17 protein-coding genes and 1 tRNA gene are annotated in these 19,748 nt (G+C 62.7%); 9 read left to right on the top strand and 9 right to left on the bottom strand.

Going from position 1 to position 19,748, the window contains the following annotated elements; all coding sequences use genetic code 11:
* Positions 1-73 precede the first annotated feature (73 nt).
* The 8 genes from VLR48_RS06460 (at position 74) to VLR48_RS06425 (ending at position 7,871) form a co-directional block, all read left to right on the top strand.
* Positions 74-835: a c-type cytochrome gene (locus VLR48_RS06460; RefSeq protein ID WP_325290985.1), complete on the top strand. Its 762-nt coding sequence runs from the start codon at positions 74-76 to the stop codon at positions 833-835.
* A gap of 194 nt (positions 836-1,029) precedes the next feature.
* Positions 1,030-2,247, top strand: coding sequence for a hypothetical protein (locus tag VLR48_RS06455; protein WP_325290984.1), 1,218 nt, complete (start codon positions 1,030-1,032; stop codon positions 2,245-2,247).
* A gap of 143 nt (positions 2,248-2,390) precedes the next feature.
* Complete coding sequence (gene nosD / locus VLR48_RS06450) at positions 2,391-3,746, top strand: nitrous oxide reductase family maturation protein NosD (protein WP_325290983.1); 1,356 nt, start codon at positions 2,391-2,393, stop codon at positions 3,744-3,746.
* Between the two features lie 14 nt (positions 3,747-3,760).
* Positions 3,761-4,612: a 4Fe-4S binding protein gene (locus VLR48_RS06445; protein ID WP_093037635.1), complete on the top strand. Its 852-nt coding sequence runs from the start codon at positions 3,761-3,763 to the stop codon at positions 4,610-4,612.
* Positions 4,609-5,586 (top strand): NapH/MauN family ferredoxin-type protein, encoded by a 978-nt coding sequence (locus tag VLR48_RS06440; RefSeq protein WP_093037632.1) that lies wholly within the window; start codon positions 4,609-4,611, stop codon positions 5,584-5,586. Before VLR48_RS06445 ends, VLR48_RS06440 begins: the two co-directional genes overlap by 4 nt.
* Positions 5,583-6,467 (top strand): ABC transporter ATP-binding protein, encoded by an 885-nt coding sequence (locus VLR48_RS06435; RefSeq protein ID WP_325290982.1) that lies wholly within the window; start codon positions 5,583-5,585, stop codon positions 6,465-6,467. The genes VLR48_RS06440 and VLR48_RS06435 overlap by 4 nt, the downstream gene beginning before the upstream one ends.
* On the top strand, positions 6,460-7,020 hold the full coding sequence (locus VLR48_RS06430; RefSeq protein WP_325290981.1) for a nitrous oxide reductase accessory protein NosL: 561 nt from the start codon (positions 6,460-6,462) through the stop codon (positions 7,018-7,020). The genes VLR48_RS06435 and VLR48_RS06430 overlap by 8 nt, the downstream gene beginning before the upstream one ends.
* 23 nt (positions 7,021-7,043) lie before the next feature.
* Positions 7,044-7,871: an ABC transporter permease gene (locus VLR48_RS06425; RefSeq protein WP_007191784.1), complete on the top strand. Its 828-nt coding sequence runs from the start codon at positions 7,044-7,046 to the stop codon at positions 7,869-7,871.
* A 67-nt stretch (positions 7,872-7,938) separates the two neighbouring features.
* On the opposite strand, the gene VLR48_RS06420 is transcribed toward VLR48_RS06425, so the two are convergent.
* From VLR48_RS06420 to VLR48_RS06380, 9 genes are all read right to left on the bottom strand, one after another.
* Positions 7,939-8,361 (bottom strand): hypothetical protein, encoded by a 423-nt coding sequence (locus VLR48_RS06420; RefSeq protein ID WP_325290980.1) that lies wholly within the window; start codon positions 8,359-8,361, stop codon positions 7,939-7,941.
* A gap of 204 nt (positions 8,362-8,565) precedes the next feature.
* Positions 8,566-9,195 carry a hypothetical protein gene (locus VLR48_RS06415; RefSeq protein ID WP_325290979.1) on the bottom strand — a complete coding sequence of 210 codons (630 nt, stop codon included), beginning with the start codon at positions 9,193-9,195 and terminating at the stop codon, positions 8,566-8,568.
* Between the two features lie 188 nt (positions 9,196-9,383).
* On the bottom strand, positions 9,384-12,557 hold the full coding sequence (locus VLR48_RS06410) for a type I restriction endonuclease subunit R (RefSeq protein WP_325290978.1): 3,174 nt from the start codon (positions 12,555-12,557) through the stop codon (positions 9,384-9,386).
* Positions 12,558-12,667: 110 nt separating this feature from the next.
* On the bottom strand, positions 12,668-13,159 hold the full coding sequence (locus tag VLR48_RS06405; RefSeq protein WP_325290977.1) for a hypothetical protein: 492 nt from the start codon (positions 13,157-13,159) through the stop codon (positions 12,668-12,670).
* Complete coding sequence (locus tag VLR48_RS06400) at positions 13,159-13,869, bottom strand: DUF3800 domain-containing protein (RefSeq protein ID WP_325290976.1); 711 nt, start codon at positions 13,867-13,869, stop codon at positions 13,159-13,161. The genes VLR48_RS06405 and VLR48_RS06400 overlap by 1 nt, the downstream gene beginning before the upstream one ends.
* Positions 13,866-15,122 (bottom strand): restriction endonuclease subunit S, encoded by a 1,257-nt coding sequence (locus VLR48_RS06395; protein ID WP_325290975.1) that lies wholly within the window; start codon positions 15,120-15,122, stop codon positions 13,866-13,868. Before VLR48_RS06395 ends, VLR48_RS06400 begins: the two co-directional genes overlap by 4 nt.
* A complete protein-coding gene (locus VLR48_RS06390; protein ID WP_325290974.1) occupies positions 15,122-16,666 on the bottom strand; it encodes a class I SAM-dependent DNA methyltransferase in 1,545 nt (514 codons plus the stop codon). Before VLR48_RS06390 ends, VLR48_RS06395 begins: the two co-directional genes overlap by 1 nt.
* A 221-nt stretch (positions 16,667-16,887) precedes the next feature.
* Positions 16,888-16,963, bottom strand: a tRNA-Asn gene (locus VLR48_RS06385).
* Between the two features lie 64 nt (positions 16,964-17,027).
* A complete protein-coding gene (locus VLR48_RS06380) occupies positions 17,028-18,212 on the bottom strand; it encodes a pyridoxal phosphate-dependent aminotransferase (RefSeq protein ID WP_093037053.1) in 1,185 nt (394 codons plus the stop codon).
* Between the two features lie 109 nt (positions 18,213-18,321).
* Between VLR48_RS06380 and uvrB the strand changes: the two genes are divergently transcribed.
* Positions 18,322-19,748, top strand: a 1,427-nt coding sequence (uvrB, locus tag VLR48_RS06375; RefSeq protein ID WP_325290973.1) for an excinuclease ABC subunit UvrB, incomplete at its 3' end; no start/stop codon positions are given.

The raw sequence follows: 19,748 nt of genomic DNA, 5'->3' as shown, positions 1-19,748 counted from the left end.
CACAAGACATCGAAACGACTCACGCCACCTTGCGCCGAAGTGGAAGTCGTTCGAGCTCGATTCGGAGTACATCATGAATCAACTTCATCTTTTTCAAGTCGCGATCCTAGCCGCAGCCGTCGGAACAACCGGAACACTCTGGGCAGAGGAGACGAGCGACGCCGACCGCGTCCATCGCGCCGAGCCCGTCGATTGGAACAAAGGCGGAGGCGAGCAGGACGAAGCCTTGCATCTCGAGCCCGACATCGAGAACGGCATGGATGTTTACGAGGTGTGTGCTGCCTGCCATCTGCCCGAAGGCTGGGGCACGCCTGACGGGACCTTCCCTCAATTGGCAGGCCAGCATCGTGGTGTGCTGATCAAGCAGATGGCGGACATCCGCGCCCAGAACCGCGACAACCCGACCATGTATCCCTTCTCGCTCCCGCAGTCGATCGGCGACGCACAGGCGCTGGCCGATGTGGTGGCCTATATCGAAAGCCTGCCGATGAACCCGGTGTGGGGCAAAGGGCCGTATGGACCCGGAACCGAGGAGTATGTGCTGGGCGAGCAGCTCTATAAGGACAACTGCGTGAAATGCCACGGCGAGATCGGGATGGGCGACGTGGAGAAATTCTATCCGCGCATCAACGGCCAACATTACGAATACATGGTTCGCCAGTTCGAATGGATCCGTGACCATAAGCGGCGCAATGCCAATCCGGAGATGGTCGAGCAGATCAAGAACTTCTCGGACAAGGACATGAAGGCGGTCATCAGCTACACCTCTTGGCAACCGGTGCCCGAGGAGCAGTTGGCCGACTCGGCGGATTGGAAGAATCCGGACTTCGAGTAATCCAGCAGGATCCTGATTCGGATCCGGCGATCGACCGGCCTTAGCGATGCGGCGCATTCCGGATCCCGAGATCCGCAGCCTGATTCCGATCGCGTGACACCGCTGTTACGGTGTCGCGTATCGGCTCGACGTTCCTCGCTTCAGCTGTCGCCGGCCGGGCCGATGCTGAACACTCCTCCACGCAAAACACGCGCATGGCCGTATCCATCATGAGCAATACATCGAGTGTCTCCTTTTCGGATCGGCGCACGCCGTTGATCTTCGGTCTGAGCCTGATCGGACTGATCCTGCTCGGCGCCATCTATTTCGTTCCCATCTGGTGGGTCTCCTTGACCGCTCCCAACTATCCGCCCGAGTCTTTTCCGGACGGCGTACGCATCCATTTCCACATGAACGGCGTCTTCAACGGCTGCCAAAAGGTCGAGAAGTCGGAGATCACCGAGGACGAGGCGCTCAATTGTGTCCACGAGATGGACACCATCAATCATTACGTCGGCATGTATCCCATCTCGGCCGGCGGCGTCGTCGAGCGGGCCTTCGCGCCGTTTCTGCTGTCGATGCTCGGCGTCATGATCGTCGGATTCGCCATCCCCGGCTCCAAGACCCGATTGGCGGTCATGGGCGCGGGGTTTGCGCTGATCGTCGGCTGGATGACGATGACCTTCTACACGGCCGATGGGCTCAAGCTGAACAGCCAAGGCTATCTGAGCGCCCTGGCGTTCGCACTCGATCAAGAGACGGCAACGCCCGAAGCTGAAAAGGGCCTGTCACCGGCAGAGGCACTGATCGCCCAGATGAAGGCGTCGTTGGAGGGGGATGCGGAACCGGAGGCCGACTCGGGTGTTCCGGACATCGACATCGCCGGCGAGCCGGACAAGGCCGCACTTGCCGCAAGCCTGCGCGGTGCCTTCGAACGCGATCAGGCCAAACAGCCCGCCGGCGAGCGCTTGGAGTGGACCGGCAGCGGCCATCAGTTGCTCACCTGGCACTACGGCAAGAGCCTGGGGCGCTATTTCAATAATCCCGAAGAGATCCGGCCCATGGTGGGCATCATGAGCACGGCCGCCCATGTCGTCTTCTGGGGGATCATCGGCGCCATGCTGCTGCTGCTCTGGGGTGCGCGCCGCGCGCAAGGTCCGCTCTATTGGCTCTTGATCATCGCACCGCTTGCCCTGCCCCTGATCTTCATCCTGGACTATTCCGCCTGGCTCTGGTGGTACGGCCACAACATGAATGCGATGGGCGCCTTTACGGTGAAGCCCTTCATGCCGACCGTCTTCGGCGACGGCAAGGTCGCCCAGTTCGGGACCCATTCCTACCCTTATTGGGGCTTCGGCCTGATGCTGTTGCTCTCCGTCGTGCTGGCGGCTGCGACCCTGCTGCGACGCAAGCAGATCAAGTCGTCGGCATGAGCCCAAGCTCAACCGTAGGATGGGTAGAGCGACAGCGAAACCCATCCATCCCACGCCAAGGGCATCGGACAGGAACCCGGCATCACGGCAGTTTGGAGGATGGGTTTCGCTGCGCTCTACCCATCCTACGATTTCGGCCCTGGTTGGCAGGGGCTGCACTGCTCCTGATCCCTGCATTGGCTGGGGCCGCCTACCCGCCGCTGCAGCCTCTGGTCGACGCCGCCGAAGCGGGCTCGGTGTTGACGCCGGAGCCCGGTATCTACGCCGGACCCGTGCGCGTGGACAAGCCCCTGACCATCGACGGTCGCAATCAGGTGACGATCGACGGCGGCGGCAAAGGCACCGTGGTCCTGCTCGAGACCGACGGGGCGACGCTTCGGAACCTGCATCTCACCAACTCGGGCAGCTCGCACAACGACCTGGACTCGGGCGTGCAGGTTCGGGGCAAATTCAACGTGATAACGGACAACCGCATCAACAACGCCCTGTTCGGCGTCGACCTGCAGCAGTCCGAGAACAACATCGTGCGGCGGAACCACATCTCGTCCAAGCCGGTCGATCTCGGTGTGCGGGGCGATGCGATCCGGCTCTGGTATAGCTTCAACAACCAGGTCACGGACAACATCATCCGCGACGCCCGCGACACCGTGGTCTGGTACTCGCGCGACAATCTGATTGCCCGCAACGACGCGCGCGGCGGGCGCTATTCGCTGCATTTCATGTACTCCCAGACCAACCGGGTCGAGGGCAACTATTACGAAAACAACACGGTCGGGATCTTCCTGATGTACAGCGACGGCATCGTCGTGCGCAACAACCTGATCGCCAATGCCACCGGCACCACGGGCATCGGGATCGGCTTCAAGGAGACCTCGGACGTCGTCATCGAAGGCAATCGCATCCTCTATTGCGCCGAGGGCCTGTATCTGGACGTCTCGCCCTACCAACCCGGCAGCATCAACCATTTTCGCGACAACCTGATCGCCTACAACGGTATCGGGATCCGTTTCATCAATGACTGGCAGGGCAACGTCCTGACCGGAAACCGCTTCAAGGGCAACACCACTCAGGTCGTGGTGGAGGGCGGCAAGACCGCCAACCGCAACACCTGGGACGGCAATTACTGGGACGACTACGAGGGATTCGACCGCAACGACGACGGCGTCGGCGACTCGCCGCATGCCATTCAAGCCTTCGCCGATCGGCTCTGGATGGACGTGCCTCCGGCGCAGTTCTTCAAGGGGTCCCCGATGCTCGAAGTCATCGATTTCCTCGAGCGCCTCGCCCCCTTTACGACTCCGGATCTTCTGGTGCGCGACGAGCATCCGCTCTGGGCCGCCGATACCGAGGTCGTGCTCGCCGTACCGCAGGCCGGTTTGGCCGGCGATACGGATTGGGAGCTGGATCCGGACGCGGAGCCCGAGGCGCCTGCCCCGGAGGCTGCACCGGGCGGCTATGACGCCTACGAGGCGTTGCGCCGCTCGCTCGGGAGGGATTGAGAGGTGAAGCGAACATGAAAGAGAAACCGACGACCCAACCGAAGACGAAGCAGAAACCGAAGCGCAAGACCAAGAAGCTGCGCGAGCAGGGACGACGTGAGTTTCTGCGCAGCACCGCCCTCCTCGTCGGGATGGTCGGGGCCTCGCTCGTCGGGCTCATCCCGCTGGTCGGACAGGCCAACGCGCGTCTGCGTCCGCCGGGCGCACTCAAGGATCGGCTCGACGAGCAGGAATTTCTCTCGGCCTGCATCAAGTGCGGCCAGTGCGTGCAGGTCTGTCCGGTCGAAGCGATCAAGCTGGCCGACATCAACGACGGTGTCGGGATCGGTGTGCCCTACATCGAGGCCCGCGACCAGGCCTGCGACTTCTCCTGCGACGGGCTGCAATGCGTGCTGGCCTGTCCGACCGGTGCGCTGACCCACGACATCGACTATCCGGCCGAGACGCGGATGGGATTTGCGCGACTCGCCCGGCCCGGCCGCTGTCTCGCCGTGCGCGGTCAGCCCTTCAAAGGCGCGGCGCGCGGCGAGGATCACCCCGCATTGCTGCGCTTCGAGTCCGTCGACCGCTGGAATCCGATCCCGCTGGCCGAGCATCCGTTCGACCTGCCCCTGTGCGATCTGTGTGTCCGACTCTGCCCGATCGAGATCCGCATCGCCCAATGCGAGGCCGGCACGCCACCCTCGGGCGATCCCAATCAGTGCCCGCCCTTGCATGCCATCCGGATGCAGCCGATGCCGAACGGCCGCGGCACGATCCCGGTGATCGAAGACGGATGCGTCGGGTGCGGGGTTTGCGAGATGGTCTGTCCGGCCGAGCCCACCGCCATCGTCGTGGACATCCATCGGAGCGCCGACTTCCAATGAGCTATTTTGTCGATTCGCTGCGTCAGTTGGTTGGGCTCAAGCCGGTCAAGCCTGCACCCGAGCAGATCCCGATCCCGATCCAGTTGATCTATAAAGAGAAGCGCAAAACGCCGCTGACCCGCGAGGCGCTGGAGGCGGTCGAGGCCGGCCACGCGCGTAGCCCGAGCCGCCACAAATGGCGCAATCGCCGCTGGATCACCTTGATCGTGGTGAACCTGCTGTTCGTCGTGTCCTACGTGCTCGACGTGCAGTTGGTCGAGGGCGCGCTGACCGCCTCGCGCGTCATCGGCTTTCACCTGGCCGATCTGAACTCCGCGCTGCAGGTCACGCTCGCCTACAAGCACATCGTCATCAACCTGCTGATCGGCACCCTGACCGTCCTGGTGCTCTGGATCTTGCTCGGCGGGCGGACCTTCTGCTCCTGGGTCTGCCCCTATCACCTGGTCGCCGAATGGGCCGAGTCGCTACATCTGTGGCTCGCCAAGCGCGGCTGGGCGATCGACATCCAGTTCCATCGCACCGTGCGGGCGGTCTTCTACGTCATCTTCGCCTTGCTCGCGCTGCTGACCGGCTACACCGTCTTCGAGACCATCTCCCCGACCGGGATCCTCAGCCGCGCACTCATCTACGGTCCCGGCCTGGCGCTGCTCTGGATCCTCGCCCTGCTGGCCTTCGAGGTGCTGCTCTCGCGCCGGGCCTGGTGTCGCTATGTCTGCCCGATCGGCATCACCTACGGTCTCGTCGGTGTCATCTCGCCGCTGCGCGTGCAGTACAACATGCAGAGCTGTCACCACGAGGGCGACTGTCGGAAGATCTGCATGGTGCCGCATGTGCTCGATGTCACCATCCGCGGTCGGGCAACGGGGCTCACCACCGACATCGGCGCCGATTGCACCCGCTGCGGTCTCTGCGTCGACGTCTGTCCGACCAGCTCGCTGAGCTTCAAATTCAAGGGACTGGAGAAGGCCCTATGATCCGTTTCGAGCAGGTCAGCAAACGCTTCCGTCGCCAGACCGTTCTGAAGGGGGTCGACCTCGTCATCGAGCGCGGACATCGCGTCGCCCTTGTCGGCTCCAACGGGGCCGGCAAGACCACGCTCATCCGCTGCCTGCTCGGGGAATATGTCTGTCAGGGCAAGGTCCGGGTCGATGATCTGGACCCGCGCGAGCACCGACGCGAGGTGCTCGGCAAGATCGGATTCGTGCCGCAGCTGCCGCCGCCGCTCAAGATGCCGGTCGGTCAGTTGATTCAGTTTGCCTCCGGGGTCTGCGGCGCGGATCCACGCCGCATGGAGGCGGTCGCAACACGGCTCGGGCTGGATGCGAAGGCGTTTCGGCACCAGCCCTTCGTGAAGCTCTCGGGTGGCCAAAAGCAGAAACTGCTGATCAGCATCGCGCTCGGTCGGGATACCGAGCTGCTGGTCATGGACGAGCCAGCCGCGAACCTGGACCCCGACGCACGGCACATCTTTTTCGAGCTCCTCGCCGAGCGACAGGACAGTGTCGCCATGCTGATCTCCAGTCACCGTCTCGACGAGGTCGCCGCACTCGTGAACCGGGTCATCGAGATGGACCAGGGTTTGGTGGTGCTCGACGATCGCGTCGCGGACCTGGTCGATCTCACCAGCCGTCTGCGTTGCCGTCTGGTCCTGACGCGTACTGACGATGCCTTCGCGCGGGCGGTTACGCCCTGGGGTCTTCGCAGCTCCGATCAGGGCATCACCTGGGACGGCTGGGTCGCCGGAGCGGACCGACTGCGGTTCCTCGGACTCTTGTCGCGCTATGCCGCGCTGCTTGAGTCCATCCGCTTGGATGCGGCGAGCGAGCCGGAGTTGGCCGAGGTGCGGTATGCGTAAACCGCATCCGGTGGGATTGGTGATTGTACTGACGCTCATGCTCGCCGCCTGCGGCGGCGATCCGGGACAGGGGCCTGTCGAGGTGAAATGGGACCGTGATGCGTGCGAGCGTTGCCGCATGGTCCTCTCGGACCGTCTGCACTCCGCGCAGGTGCGTGTCCCGACACCGGACGGTCGCTCGCGCGTCTATCGCTTCGACGATATCGGGTGCGCGCTGATCTGGCTCGAAGAGCGTGCCGAGCGCGACGATCCCGGCACCGAGATCTGGGTGAACGACTGGCGCACCGGCGACTGGATCGATGCGCGCACCGCGACCTATCTCCGTGGCCAGGTCACGCCGATGGAATACGGACTCGGCGCACAACCCGAGCCCGCGCCCGACGGGCTCGACTTCGCGCAGGCCAAGGCGCACATCTTCGATGTCGAGGCCCGCTTCAATGTCCACGGCGGACATCTGGACGCCGACACGGCGTCGCCCGGCGCGGCATCGGATCAGATCCCGCCGGCGGATCCTATTCCGGCGACCGAGCAGCCGCATGACCACGCCGATTGAGCCGTTAATGGAGTCCCGAGACCATGCGTGAATTCTGGCTGACCGCCCAAACCGATCTCCTCGAGTCGTTCCGGGCCAAGTGGTTCGTCGCCTACACGCTCGTGTTCGGCGGGCTTGTGGTCCTGCTGTTCGCCTTCGGGCTGACCGAGTCGCGGATCATGGGTTTTACCGGGCTGTCCCGCCTGATGGTGACCTATATCCAGCTCGCCATGGCCATCCTGCCCGTCTTCGTGCTCATCACCACGGTCCGCTCGGTGGCCGGCGACCGCGAGGCCGGCGTCTACGAATATCTACTCTCGCTGCCCATCGGTCTGGCGCCCTGGTACTGGGGCAAGCTCGCCGGCCGTTTCCTGGTCGTCTTCCTGCCCGTGTTCCTCGCGATGGTCGGCGCCATCGTCTGGGGCTCGGTCAAAGGGGCCGAAGTGCCCTGGGTGCTCTTCATCTGGTACACGGCACTGCTGATGGCGCTCGCCTGGTGTTTCCTGGGCATCGGGATGCTGCTCTCGACCCTCAGCCGCTCGGCCGATGTGGCCCAAGCGTCCGCCTTCGTGGTCTGGCTGACGCTCCTGCTGTTCCTGGATCTCATCCTGCTCGGCACCCTGATCCGCAATCAGATCCCCCCCGAGACGGTCGTCGGCATCGCGCTGGCCAATCCGATGCAGGTCTTCCGCACCGCCGCCATGCTCCTGCTTGATTCGCAGTTGGTCATGCTCGGCCCCTCCGCCTACGTCATCCTCGACAACTTCGGTCAGGCCGGATACATGGCCTACGCCATCGTCTACCCGATGCTGGTCGGCACCGCGTGCGCCTTCGGCGGTTACCTGCTCTTCCGTCGGGGCGACCTACCGTAAGACCTCGTCGCGCATGAGACTCGAGCGGGCGCGGCGGGATGTCGTCCCGACACCCGCCGAGCGCACGTCAATTGACCGAGGCAAACTGCAAAGGCGCACCGGAGCGATCGAAGGCCAGATAGGTGCCGACCTGCCCGATCCGCACGGACTCGACCATCCGATCGAGCGCCTCCTCCACCGCGAGCGGGGTCGGCTCGCGATTCGCGACTCCGGGTAGGGCGGCCACGAAGAACACCGCCCAGTCGTCGATATTTCCGTCGGCCTCCTCCACAAAGGCCGAGAAACCGCCGATCTCATGCGGCGCCTTGTCCACACAGACGACCGGGGCCAGATGCCCGCCTTGGCCGGCCTTGTAGTGCTCCGCCTGCTCGGGCGTATGACCCTCCGGAAGCTCGTTGCGCGTGAACACGAACAGCAATTGTTGGGGCTCGGGCTGCCGCCGAGCCAGGTGCAGAAAATCGTCGAATGACGCCAGCTCGATATTCTTCATCGTTGTTGTGATGACCTCGCCTCTTTGGTGGTACTCGATCTGATTCTGTCGACCGGCCATCCGGCGCCTGACTCAAGCCAAAGACTCGGCGTGCATCAGTCTGTTGCGCACGAATAACCAACCGCAGAAGTCAGAGTATCGACCTCGAGACCAACAGCGTCAATTCACCCCGAGGGCTGATCCGGATCCGACGTCATCACGCCATCACGCCATCACCAGATAGTCGTATGCCCCTGGACCACAGCGACTCTCCAGCTGCTTGACGGTGCGCCGCTGCATCGCCGATGTGTCGTTCGGCCCGGCGACATAGAAGGGCTTGCCGTCCTTCCCGAAGGTAAAGGACATCGGGCAGGCGCCGGCATCGATGTCGCCGAAGATCAACCGAGCAATGCGATAATCTGCGTGCGGCTCGAAGCCGAGGTCCTTGGCATAGGCCAATGCCTCTTCGACCAGCTTGCGCGCACAGCTCGGATGCCGGGCCTCGCCCGACTCCGTCGGATTCCCTCGGATGCGGGCCAGGACGGTCGGATACTCGGCCGCATCGACAATCTTGTACAAGACGTTTTTGACGCCTAGACAAAACACATCCACCAGGATCCCGGCTACGGCATAGCGCCCGTCCGGAAGACTCCGGCTCACCCAGACGGTGCCGATGCCCAGCTCGAAGAGGTTCGACGGGACAAAGATATCCGCGATCGGCGCCCGACCCACGTTGGCCCAGACGCGCGCCGCCGACAGGACGCCCGGAAGCCCGGAAGCCGCAGGCTTGGTTTGCCTGCGTTTCAGCTCACGCTTGGCCCGCTTCTTCTGCAATGCCTTTTGATCGAGTGCCATAGAGGGTGCTCGCATGTCTTCGTAGACGGATTATTCAACGGATCTTTCTTCATGATGGGCATTGCAGGGTTCATGGGCGATGGCCCAGTTCCCAATCGGCCAGTTACTCAGAAACCGTTCAACATCAACATGACCAAGTAGGTCGGGCAAAGCGGAACGTGCCGACCTGCTCCCGGTGATGCAGGCGCTCAAGCCGCCTCCGCGTAAACACTACGCCCGGCGCCATAGTAAGCGTCGTAGACGTGTTGGAAGACCGCAGATGTCTTCTCGTCGAAAAGGTCCGGGCCGTAGGCAGTCGGCAAACCGACGTCCAGCACCTTCTCGATGGTCACCCGGACCTCTGCGCGGGACTGTTGGCGCTTGCGCCAGTCGAGGACCAGCTTGCCGGCCTTGAGAGTCGCCAAGAGTTCTCGGGCCGTCGCCTTCACCTTGTCCCGGTCGGTAGCAGTCAGCATGATCGCGGGCCTGGTCAGGAGATCGAATAGGGCCAGCTCCTCGTCGTCCAACTGCTCGCTTACCCCTCGGCGCTCTTCTTCGTCGAGGCTTCGAGCGAAGTCCACCAGCCGCTTGAAGAACTCCTCCGCGTTCAGGCTGCCCGCGTTGTAGGCGTCGATCAGCTCCTGAAACTTCGCCAGATAGTCCATGCGAGTACGGTTCAGCCGCACCATCGCCATGAGCTTCCGAGCGACGCTGCCCCTGAGCTTCTCGTTCAGGGTGCGCTTGCGCCCTGCCTTGAAGGTCTCGGCCAGCTTCTCGAAGTCGATCACGCTCAAGTCCACCCAGCGGTCGGAGGTGTCGCCCGGCTCCCGGATCAGGTAGCCCTCGGTCGCGATGGAGCGGTCCATCAGCTCCTCGACTTGCTGCATCACCAGGGAGATGTCCGCCGGTGCCGTGAGCGCGCGGATCTTTTCCGCAATAACCTCCACCGGCGCCACCTCCGTGCCGAGCTCCCGGGCCTGCGGGTCGGGCAGGACAGCCTTGTAGAGCCGATGCACCCCCTTGGCCAGATCGAGATAGCGGCGCTTGATCTCCTCCGAGCCCACCAGTGCCTCCACCGCGTCATCCAGGAGCCCGATCCGCTCGAAGCCCACGGCCGCCCGGATCGCGACCAAGTCGGCGCCTTGGCCCCGGCACAAGGCTTCGGTCTCCGCGAGGGTCTGGCGCAATGCCGCCACCAACGCGGACTTGTCCTCCACCGGAGTGGACTCGCCGCCACCGGCCGTACTCCCGGGCGCGCCGTAGATGGCCAGAGCCTTCTCCAGGCTGCGGAACACACCGGCGTAGTCGACGATCAGACCGCTGACCTTGCCCGGATAGACCCGGTTGGCGCGGGCGATGGTCTGCATCAGGGTGTGATTGCGCATCGGCTTGTCGAGATAGAGCGTCGAGCAGCTCGGCACGTCGAAGCCGGTCATCCACATGGCACAGACGAAGACCAGGCGGAAGGGATCCTCGGGGTCCTTGAAGCGGGTCTCCAGATCCTCCTCGACCATGCGCTTGCGATGCGGCTTGATGTCGAGTCCCTTGTCCTGCATCTCCGCGATCTCGTTCTGACCCTGCGAGACCACGACGGCCATGTCGGTCTCCTTGAGGAAGGCGACACGCTGCAGAATCGCGTCGCGTACCGGGTCCTTCGCGGCCTTCGCAAGCTCTGCCTCGGCGGCTGCCAGCCGCTCGCCCCAGACCCGTTTCACCTTGTCGTACATGCGGATCGCGGTGGCCTTGTCGATACAGATCATCATCGCCTTACCCTGGAACCCGCGGCCGATGAAATGCGCCACCAGGTCCTTCGCGACCGCCTCGAGGCGGTCGTCGCGGGTGATGAGGTGATACTCGCGGGCGAATTCGCGCTCGAGCTTGCGCTCCTGGGCCTCGTCCAGCGCCGCCGCCTCCAGCAGAGCTTCCATGTCCGCGTTGAGCTGGTCGTTGACCAATTGCAGCTCGGGGATACGGTTCTCGTAGTACAAGGGCACCGTGGCCCCGTCCTCCACCGACTGACGAAAGTCATAGACGCTCACGTAGTCGCCGAAGACCGCTCGGGTCTTCTCCTCGCCGACGATCAGCGGTGTGCCGGTGAAGGCCAGGAAAGCCGCATTCGGCAGTGCGGTGCGCATGTTGAGCGCCAGGGTGTCGTACTGGCTGCGGTGAGCCTCGTCCGTGATGACGATGATGTCGCGGCGCTCGGACAAAACCGGGTGCGGCTCTCCTTTCTCGGTGCGGAACTTGTGGATCAGGGTAAAGACGTAGCGGTGGTCCTCGGTCAGGAGCCGGCGCAGGTGCTTGCTGCTCTCCGCCTGAGGCTTACCCTCCGTGACCACGCCGGCCGACGCGAAGTGCTTGTAGATCTGCCCGTCCAGCTCCTGGCGGTCGGTGACGACGACGAAGGTCCAGTTGCCGGGAACCTTGCGCAGCACCTTCTGGGCGAAGAACATCATGGAGATGCTCTTGCCGCTCCCCTGGGTATGCCAGAAGACGCCGAGACGCCCATCGCGGGCACGGATGTCCGCCAAGGCATCCATCGCATTGTTCACGCCGAGGTACTGGTGGTTCTTGGCGGTGAGCTTAATGGTCCCGCCGGAGACCTCCTGGAAAAGGGTGAAGTTTTCCACCAGGTCCAGGAACCGCCCCGGCTCGCAGACCCCGCGCAGAATGGTCTCCAGGGAGACGCGGCCGGGCTCGGACTCGCAGTCGACCTTCTTCCACTCGGCAAAGTGTTCCCAGCCGGCGGTGAGGCTACCGACCCGACTATGGCTGCCATTGGAAAGCAGGATCAGTGAATTGAGCCAGAAAAGCTGGGGCACCGTGTCCTTGTAGTCCCGAAGATTCCCGGTGAAAGCGGTCTCCAGACGGCGGTGGACGGCCTTTAGCTCTATGAAGAGGAGCGGCAGCCCGTTGACAAAACCAACCAGATCGACCCGGCGGGTGTGCATCTCGCCGGTCACCCAGAATTGCGAGCAGAGCAGGAAGTCGTTGTTGGCGGGCTCATCCCAGTCGATGACCCGCAGTGCCAAGACCGTCTCGCCGTCACTGTCCGGGTCGGCCAAGGCCACGCGCACCCCGTTCTTGAGCAGGTGATACAGGTCCCGATTTGCGGCGACCAGACTCATGCGCGAGCGGTCGCGGCACAGCTCCTCGATGGCCCCGTGAATGGCTTCGGGCGGGGCCTCCGGATTGAGGTCGAGCAAAGCCTGACGGAGCCGCACCTTGAGGATGACCTCGGCCTTGGTCTCACGGCCGAGTGTGCTGGTTCCGTGGTCGAACTCCCTGTAGGCGTTGAATGGCTCCCAGCCCAGCTCGGCCAGTAGAGCGATGGCGGGCTGCTCGACCAGCGCGTCTTCCGAATAGTCCTGCTTCGGGCTCACCGTCTCCCCCGGACTTGAAGTGTCGATGTGCCGCGCCCATACTTACCGCAGCTCATCTACCATGTGTAGAAGGAGTAACGAAGCCGTCCCTCGGGGCGGCTTCAGTCTTTTCAGGGCCGGCCGCGCCGGTAATCTTCGTATTCTTTCAGCAGCTTACGTTTCCTGTGTGGCTGCTCGACCAGGTACGCCGTCCACGGAAGAATGTAGTCTCCGCGGTCTGCCAGGATCACCAGGTAGTCCTCTTCCTCGAACCATAAGCAAACTCGCTCCTCGCGCCCTCGCTGGTTGCGCCAGACCTTCACGGCGGGATCGCCTGCGTGCGTGATGATTGGCCTGGGCCAGCGAATTCTCTCGCAGCGCCGAAGGTCCGGGGTTCGCTCCTCCTCGACCTGCCCCTCCTGGATCATGTGCCAGAAGGTGGCCTCTTTGCCGTGAGTGAGCGGGTGCCGCTTCAGTCCAAGCCGTTTTCCCTCGAAGGTTGGCTTGCTGTCCACGAAATCCTGCTTGAAGTAGGCGTAAATCGCGTTCAGATAGGCGGCCCAGTCGCCACCGCAATCCCCGAGCAAGACGAGCGGCGGCAACCAGCTTGGCGCGTCTGCCATCAGCGAATCTCCGCCGCCTGCCAGCGGAAGAGATTGAGCTTCTCCTCCCGATACAGGGTCGTCCTTGTCAGCAAATACCCCGAGCGACGCTGTATCCGTTCCACGAGCGCCGTCTTGCCCGCATTGCCTTCTAAACCACGATTGATATAGCCGACGGCACCGATCAGAAGATCGGCTAACTGTAACTGCTCGACCTCGCGAGAGTGGACCAACTGCAGCCTCTCGATCACCTCTCGGGAGAAATCGTACATGTTGTTGCACAACACCTCATGCAGCTTCACGACCTTCTGCGCCCCCCGTGTGTCCTTGATGTCCAGATACACCCGATATCGCGCGTCGGGCCGGATGATCACCTTGAGCATGTCGAAATACATCTTGTAGTACCAGGCGTCATGATCCTGGCCCGGAAACGCATCGTGATTCAGCTTCGACTTATCCGGCACGATCAGAGCGCGGAAATGCAGGTCGTCATCATCGAAGAAGTAGTCGACCAGGTCGAGATACAGCGAGGCTTTGGCCGGCGAGACCTTGGTCCACTTCGCCTCGAAGTCAGGCGCGAGGCCATGCTTCTGCTTGATCTCGCGCAGCCGAATCGCGATCTCACGGGTCTTGGCGAGCGGGCACCAAACGGCTCCGAGCACCATCGCCTTCTGCCCATCATTCTCCAGATGACAGGATTCGTCGCAGTAAACGTTGAAGACCTCGCTCATGCCGTATCCTCGGGTACGGCGATGTCCAGCTCCGACACGTCCAGCTCGCCGGAGATGAGTTTGGGGAGGAGGAGGTCACGGGTGCGGCGGAGATTCCGGTTTCTAAAGTACGTGTTGCCAATTTCCGAGATCATAGGTCCCACCACGTCTTCGTATTCCTTGGCCAAATTCGCTGGGGGCATGGCGATAAGCAATCCGTCCATGGCTTGTGGCCAGACAGCATAGGGAATAGTGGCGCCTTTGCTGTGGGCATTGGCAAAAGACACTGTTGATTCTTGAAATAGTGTCAGCACGGAAAAAGCGTGATACGCTGGCTCCCGGCTCCTCAAAACAAAGCAAGTCTTTCGCGTGACTCCTTTGAAAGGCGCGACGGTGATCTTGTGAAAATAAGGTCGCATCGCACCAAAGACGATGTCGCCCACCTCAAACAGGTGCAGACTGCTTTGCGCTTCCCTCCACGACCTAACCTCTTCTACTGCTAAACTTTTTTTCAGAATGCACTCTATTGGCAGATAAATTCTTTCTCGTAAGTGATCACCAGCTTTTGCACCTTCATTCTGAAAATTTACCAATTGATCGAGTCTCGACACATGCCACCCCTCGGGAACCGGGCCGAGTGGGGAATCGTGAAAGCGAGCATGCCGGTAGCCGGGGAAACGGAATTTGACGAACCACTCGCGGTAGAGGCTCTGCGCCATCTCTTCCAAGATCTTGATCCGCCGCGTGTTGTTTTCGATTAGGCCGTCATAAACGGAGAGAATCGCAGCGATCTTTTCCTGCGTTGATATTGGTGGATACGGAACCTCCACTCCTTCGAGTTGGCTTCCGCTCATGTTTGGTTGAGCAGATCCATCGGCCAAACGGAAAAACCGATGCTGATATTCGCTGCTCGATACCACTGACCAAAAGAAGAGGGGGTTGATCGATTTAGGAATTAACTTGGCCACTCGCTGATTCAAAAGGAACTGCCCTGCCGACCTCAGCCTGCCTACTTTTCCTGCGGTCGCGCCTGTCATCGCCACCAAAATATCTCCGTCGCGGACGAGAACTCGTCGGAGTCTTTCATTCATCAATGACTCTGGCACGCAATCGACTTCTCCGGCATCGATGGATCCGTCTCCGACGATGTTCTTGATCTTCAGTACAGGAATTCCGGATCCGCACCAGTCTTTACTTTTGAAGGCGAACCCAGGGATAACCTCGGCAATGTCGCCGAGCCTTCTTGTACTGGCAAACGCAGGATCGCCGGACATCACACGACCTCCAGCAACACCGCCAAATTCTCCGCAATCCGTTCCTCCAGCTCCCGCGCCTCGCCGTTCAGCGTTTCCAGCTCCTCGTTCAGCTCCTCCAACCGCTCCTTGAAGTCGAAGTCCTCCTCGGCGCGGGCGGCGACGCCGACATAACGCCCGGGGTTCAGACTCCAACCCTGGACCTCGATCTCGGCGATGCCCGCAACCTTGCACAGGCCCGCCACGTCGGCGTACTGCCTATCGGGAAAGTACTCGGCCATCAATTCGGCGCTGTCGTGTAGGTTCTCGGGTGCCTCACCCCGGTAGAGGCGGGCGATATTGGCCAGAAACTCGATCTGGGCAGGCGTCCAGTCGCGGTGGGCGCGGTCGATCTGGCGGTAGATGTGGCGGGCGTCGATGAAGAGCACACCCTCGCGCACGTCGCTGCTGCCGTTGTCCAGGAACCAAAGTGTGCAGGGCAGCGTGACGGTGTAGAAGAAGTTGGAGCCAACCGCGACCATCGCCTCGACGGCTCCGGATTCGATGAGCTGGCGGCGGATCTCCAGCTCGGAGCCGCGGGCGTCGGAGGCCGAGTTGGCCATGACGAAACCGGCGCGTCCGGTGTCGTTGAGCGCGCTGTAGAAGAGCTCGACCCAGAGATAGTTGGCGTTGTCGGTGCGCGGCAGACCGAAGGGGAAGCGAGGGTCGTCCTTGAGTCGGTCTTTGTCCACCCGGTCCACGTTGAAGGGCGGATTGGCCATCACGAAGTCGAACCGACCGGGGGAATCGTGCAGATCCTCGTAATAGGAGTTTCCTTGCCGTATGTCGCCGGAGAGTCCATGGACCGCCAGGTTCATCTTGCCGAGGCGCACGGTCTCGGCCACCTTCTCCTGGCCGTAAACGCTCAGCTCGGCGCTCGGGTTCTTCTTGTGCTCTTCAACGAACCGGGCGCTCTGCACGAACATGCCCCCAGATCCGCAAGCCGGGTCGTAGATGCGGCCGTGGAATGGCTGGATGATGCCGACGATGAGCTGAACGATGGCGGTCGGGGTGAAGAACTCGCCGCCCTTCTGGCCTTCGCTCATGGCGAAGTGGCCGAGAAAGTACTCGTAAATCTTGCCGAAGGCGTCCCCTTCGATATCCATCGGCACCGAGTTCAGTGTCTTGAGCAGCTCCTTGAGGAGCGCGTTCTCGAAGCGGTTGTAGGTCTTGGGCAGCACGTCCTTGAGGTCGGGGTTCTCCGACTCGATGGCGCGCATGGCATCGTTGATGGCCGCCCCGATGTTGCCGCCCTCGGGAAGCTGGATGAGGCTGGAGAAGCGCGCCGCCTCGGGCAGGTAAAGCACGCTCCGCGCCTGGTAGTCCGCCGGCCCGACGCGCCGCCGCCCGCCCCCGCCGCCCGCCAGCTCCTCTAACGCGGCCTGGAACTTGTAATCGGCGTAGCGGAGAAAGACAAGCCCCAAGACCGGGACCGAGTATTCGGAGGATTTAAGCTTGGAGTTGGCCCGAAGCTCATCGGCTGCCGCCCAGAGGCGAGCCTCGATGGGGTTCCCGTTGTGGTTCAAAGATGCTCCTTGGGCTCGGCAGAGCTATGGGGCTCATACGGCCTATCGCGAAAATGCAATGAACCGTGATTTTACATCACGCCATGGCATGACAGGCCAATCCGATCCGTTGCAGCGCGTCGAGCAGCGGCGCCGAAATCGCGAAACGCGTTTCCGTGGTGACTTTACGGTGACGCAAAAGAAAACGGCCCAGGCGCGAGACGCCTAAGCCGTTGTTTTATTGGCTCCCTGGGACGGGCTCGAACCGCCGACCTAGTGATTAACAGTCACCCGCTCTACCGACTGAGCTACCAGGGATCTATGCGAGCCCGTAATGTTAGCCGGGCGCCTCATTAGAGTCAACTTCGACGAAAGGCCGCTTTCAGGCGACCGCAGCGGCGATCCGCTCCAATGCCTGCTCCAGATTCGCACGGCTGGTGGCGATCGAGATGCGCGCGTAGCCGTTGAGGCCGAAGGCGGAGCCGGGCACGAGGGCCACGCCGGCCTTCTCGATCAGGTATTCCGCGAAGTCCAGGTCGTTGGCGATTCCGGGGAGCTTATCGATCGCACCCTGCACCTTCGGGAAGACGTAGAAGGTGCCGTCGGTCGGCAGACATTCGATGCCGGGGATCTGGTTGAGACGCTCGACGACGAAGTCGTGGCGCTCGTGGAACGCCTTGAGCATGACGCCGATGCACTCCTGCGGGCCTTCGAGGGCGGCTTGGGCGGCGACCTGGGAGATGGAGGTCGGGTTGGAGGTACTCTGTCCCTGGACCTTCTTCATGGCCTTGATGATCTCGGCCGGACCGCCGGCATAACCGATGCGCCAGCCGGTCATGGAGTAGGCCTTGGAGACGCCGTTGAGGACCAGGGTCCGCGGGTAGAGCTCCGGGCAGGCGTTGACGATGTTGACGAAGGGCTCGGGGCTCCAGCGGATGTGCTCGTACATGTCGTCGGTGGCGATCAGGGTGCGCGGGAACTCGCGCAGGACCTCGCCGAGCGCTTCGAGCTCCTCGCGGCTGTAGCCCATGCCGGTGGGGTTCGAGGGGCTGTTGATGACGACTAGGCGGGTCTTGTCGGTCAGTGCACCCTTGAGCTGTCCGGGGGTGATCTTGAAGCGCTGATCGGCTCCGGCATGCACGAGCACGGGCGCGCCGCCGGCCAGCAGGACCATGTCCGGATAGGAGACCCAGAAGGGCGCCGGGATGACGACCTCGTCGCCCGGATCCAGGAGCGCTTGGGCGAGGTTGAAGAAGCTCTGCTTGCCGCCGCAGGAGACCAGGATCTGGTCGTGGTTATACTCAAGCCCGTTCTCGCGCTTGAACTTGTCGATCACGGCCTGCTTGAGCTCGGTGGTGCCGTCCACCGCGGTGTATTTGGTGAAGCCGGCGCGGATCGCGGCGATGGCCGCTTCCTTGATGTGATCGGGCGTGTCGAAGTCCGGCTCGCCGGCGCCGAGCCCGATGACATCCTTGCCCGCGGCGCGCAGGGCCTTGGCGCGGGCCGTGATGGCCAGGGTGGCGGAGGGTTTGACAGCCTGAACGCGCGCGGCAAGCTTGATGGTCATCGGGTGTCTTCTCTGGGCTCGTGTGGTGAGGGTCGTCGTTGTCGTGACTGGACATGCGGTGTCTCGCTCCCAATCATAACGAAACCGTAAACACCCGGCACGCACTCCGATGTCTGAACGCCCATTTCAACTGGTCTCGCCGTTCGCCCCCGCAGGCGACCAGCCCGAGGCAATCCGTCGCTTGGTGGAGGGTCTGAGCGACGGCGAGTCGGCCATGACCCTGCTCGGTGTGACGGGCTCGGGCAAGACCTTCACCATCGCCAGCGTCATCGACCGGGTGCAGCGCCCGGCCTTGATCCTGGCGCCGAACAAGACGCTCGCGGCCCAGCTCTACGGCGAGATGAAGGAATTCTTCCCGCACAATGCGGTGGAATATTTCGTCTCCTATTACGATTACTACCAGCCCGAGGCGTACGTCCCCTCGACCGATACCTATATCGAGAAGGACTCCTCGATCAACGAGCACATCGAGCAGATGCGTCTCTCGGCCACCAAGGCGCTGCTGGAGCGTCCCGATGTCATCATCGTGGCGAGCGTCTCCTCCATCTACGGCTTGGGTGACCCGGACGCCTATCTGAAGATGGTGCTGCATCTGAACCGCGGCGACCTGATCGATCAGCGCGCCCTGCTGCGCCGACTCGCCGATCTGCAATACCGGCGCAACGAGATCGAGCTCTCGCGCGGCACCTACCGGGTACGCGGGGACGTGATCGACATCTACCCGGCCGAGTCCGACGACGAGGCGCTGCGGGTCGAGCTGTTCGACGAGGAGATCGAGTCTCTCTCGCTCTTCGACCCGCTGACCGGCGAGCAGCTGCGCAAGGTGCCGCGCTACACGGTCTTCCCGAAGACACACTACGCCACGCCGCGCGAGACCGTCCTGAACGCGGTCGAGCAGATCAAGGTGGAGCTGAAGGACCGGCTGTCCTGGCTGCGCGACAACGACAAGCTGGTCGAGGCCCAACGCCTGGAGCAACGCACCCTGTTCGATCTGGAGATGATGCTGGAGGTCGGCTACTGCTCCGGGGTCGAAAACTACAGCCGCTATCTCTCCGGACGCGGTCCCGGCGAGCCGCCGCCGACGCTGTATGACTATCTGCCGGCGGATGCCATCGTGGTCATCGACGAGAGTCATGTCACCGTGCCTCAGCTCGGCGGCATGTACAAGGGCGACCGCTCGCGCAAGGAGAACCTCGTCGACTACGGCTTCCGGTTGCCCTCGGCGCTCGACAATCGCCCGCTGCGCTTCGAGGAGTTCCAGGCCCGCCAGCCGCAAACCATCTATGTTTCGGCCACCCCGCGCGACTACGAGATTCAGCACTCGGGCGCCGTCGTCGAGCAGGTGGTGCGCCCGACCGGCCTGGTCGACCCGGAGGTCGAGGTCCGCCCCGCCCTGACACAGGTCGACGATCTGCTCTCGGAGATCGGGCTGCGGGTCGCCGTCGGCGAGCGTGTGCTGGTCACCACGCTGACCAAGCGGATGGCCGAGGATCTGACCGAGTATCTCAACGAGCACGGCGTGAAGGTCCGCTATCT

The organism is Thiocapsa sp. (assembly GCF_035467215.1).
GTDB lineage: Bacteria > Pseudomonadota > Gammaproteobacteria > Chromatiales > Chromatiaceae > Thiocapsa.
The sequence above is the reverse complement of the archived record's forward strand: the minus strand, read 5'-3'. Positions and strand labels throughout refer to the sequence as shown.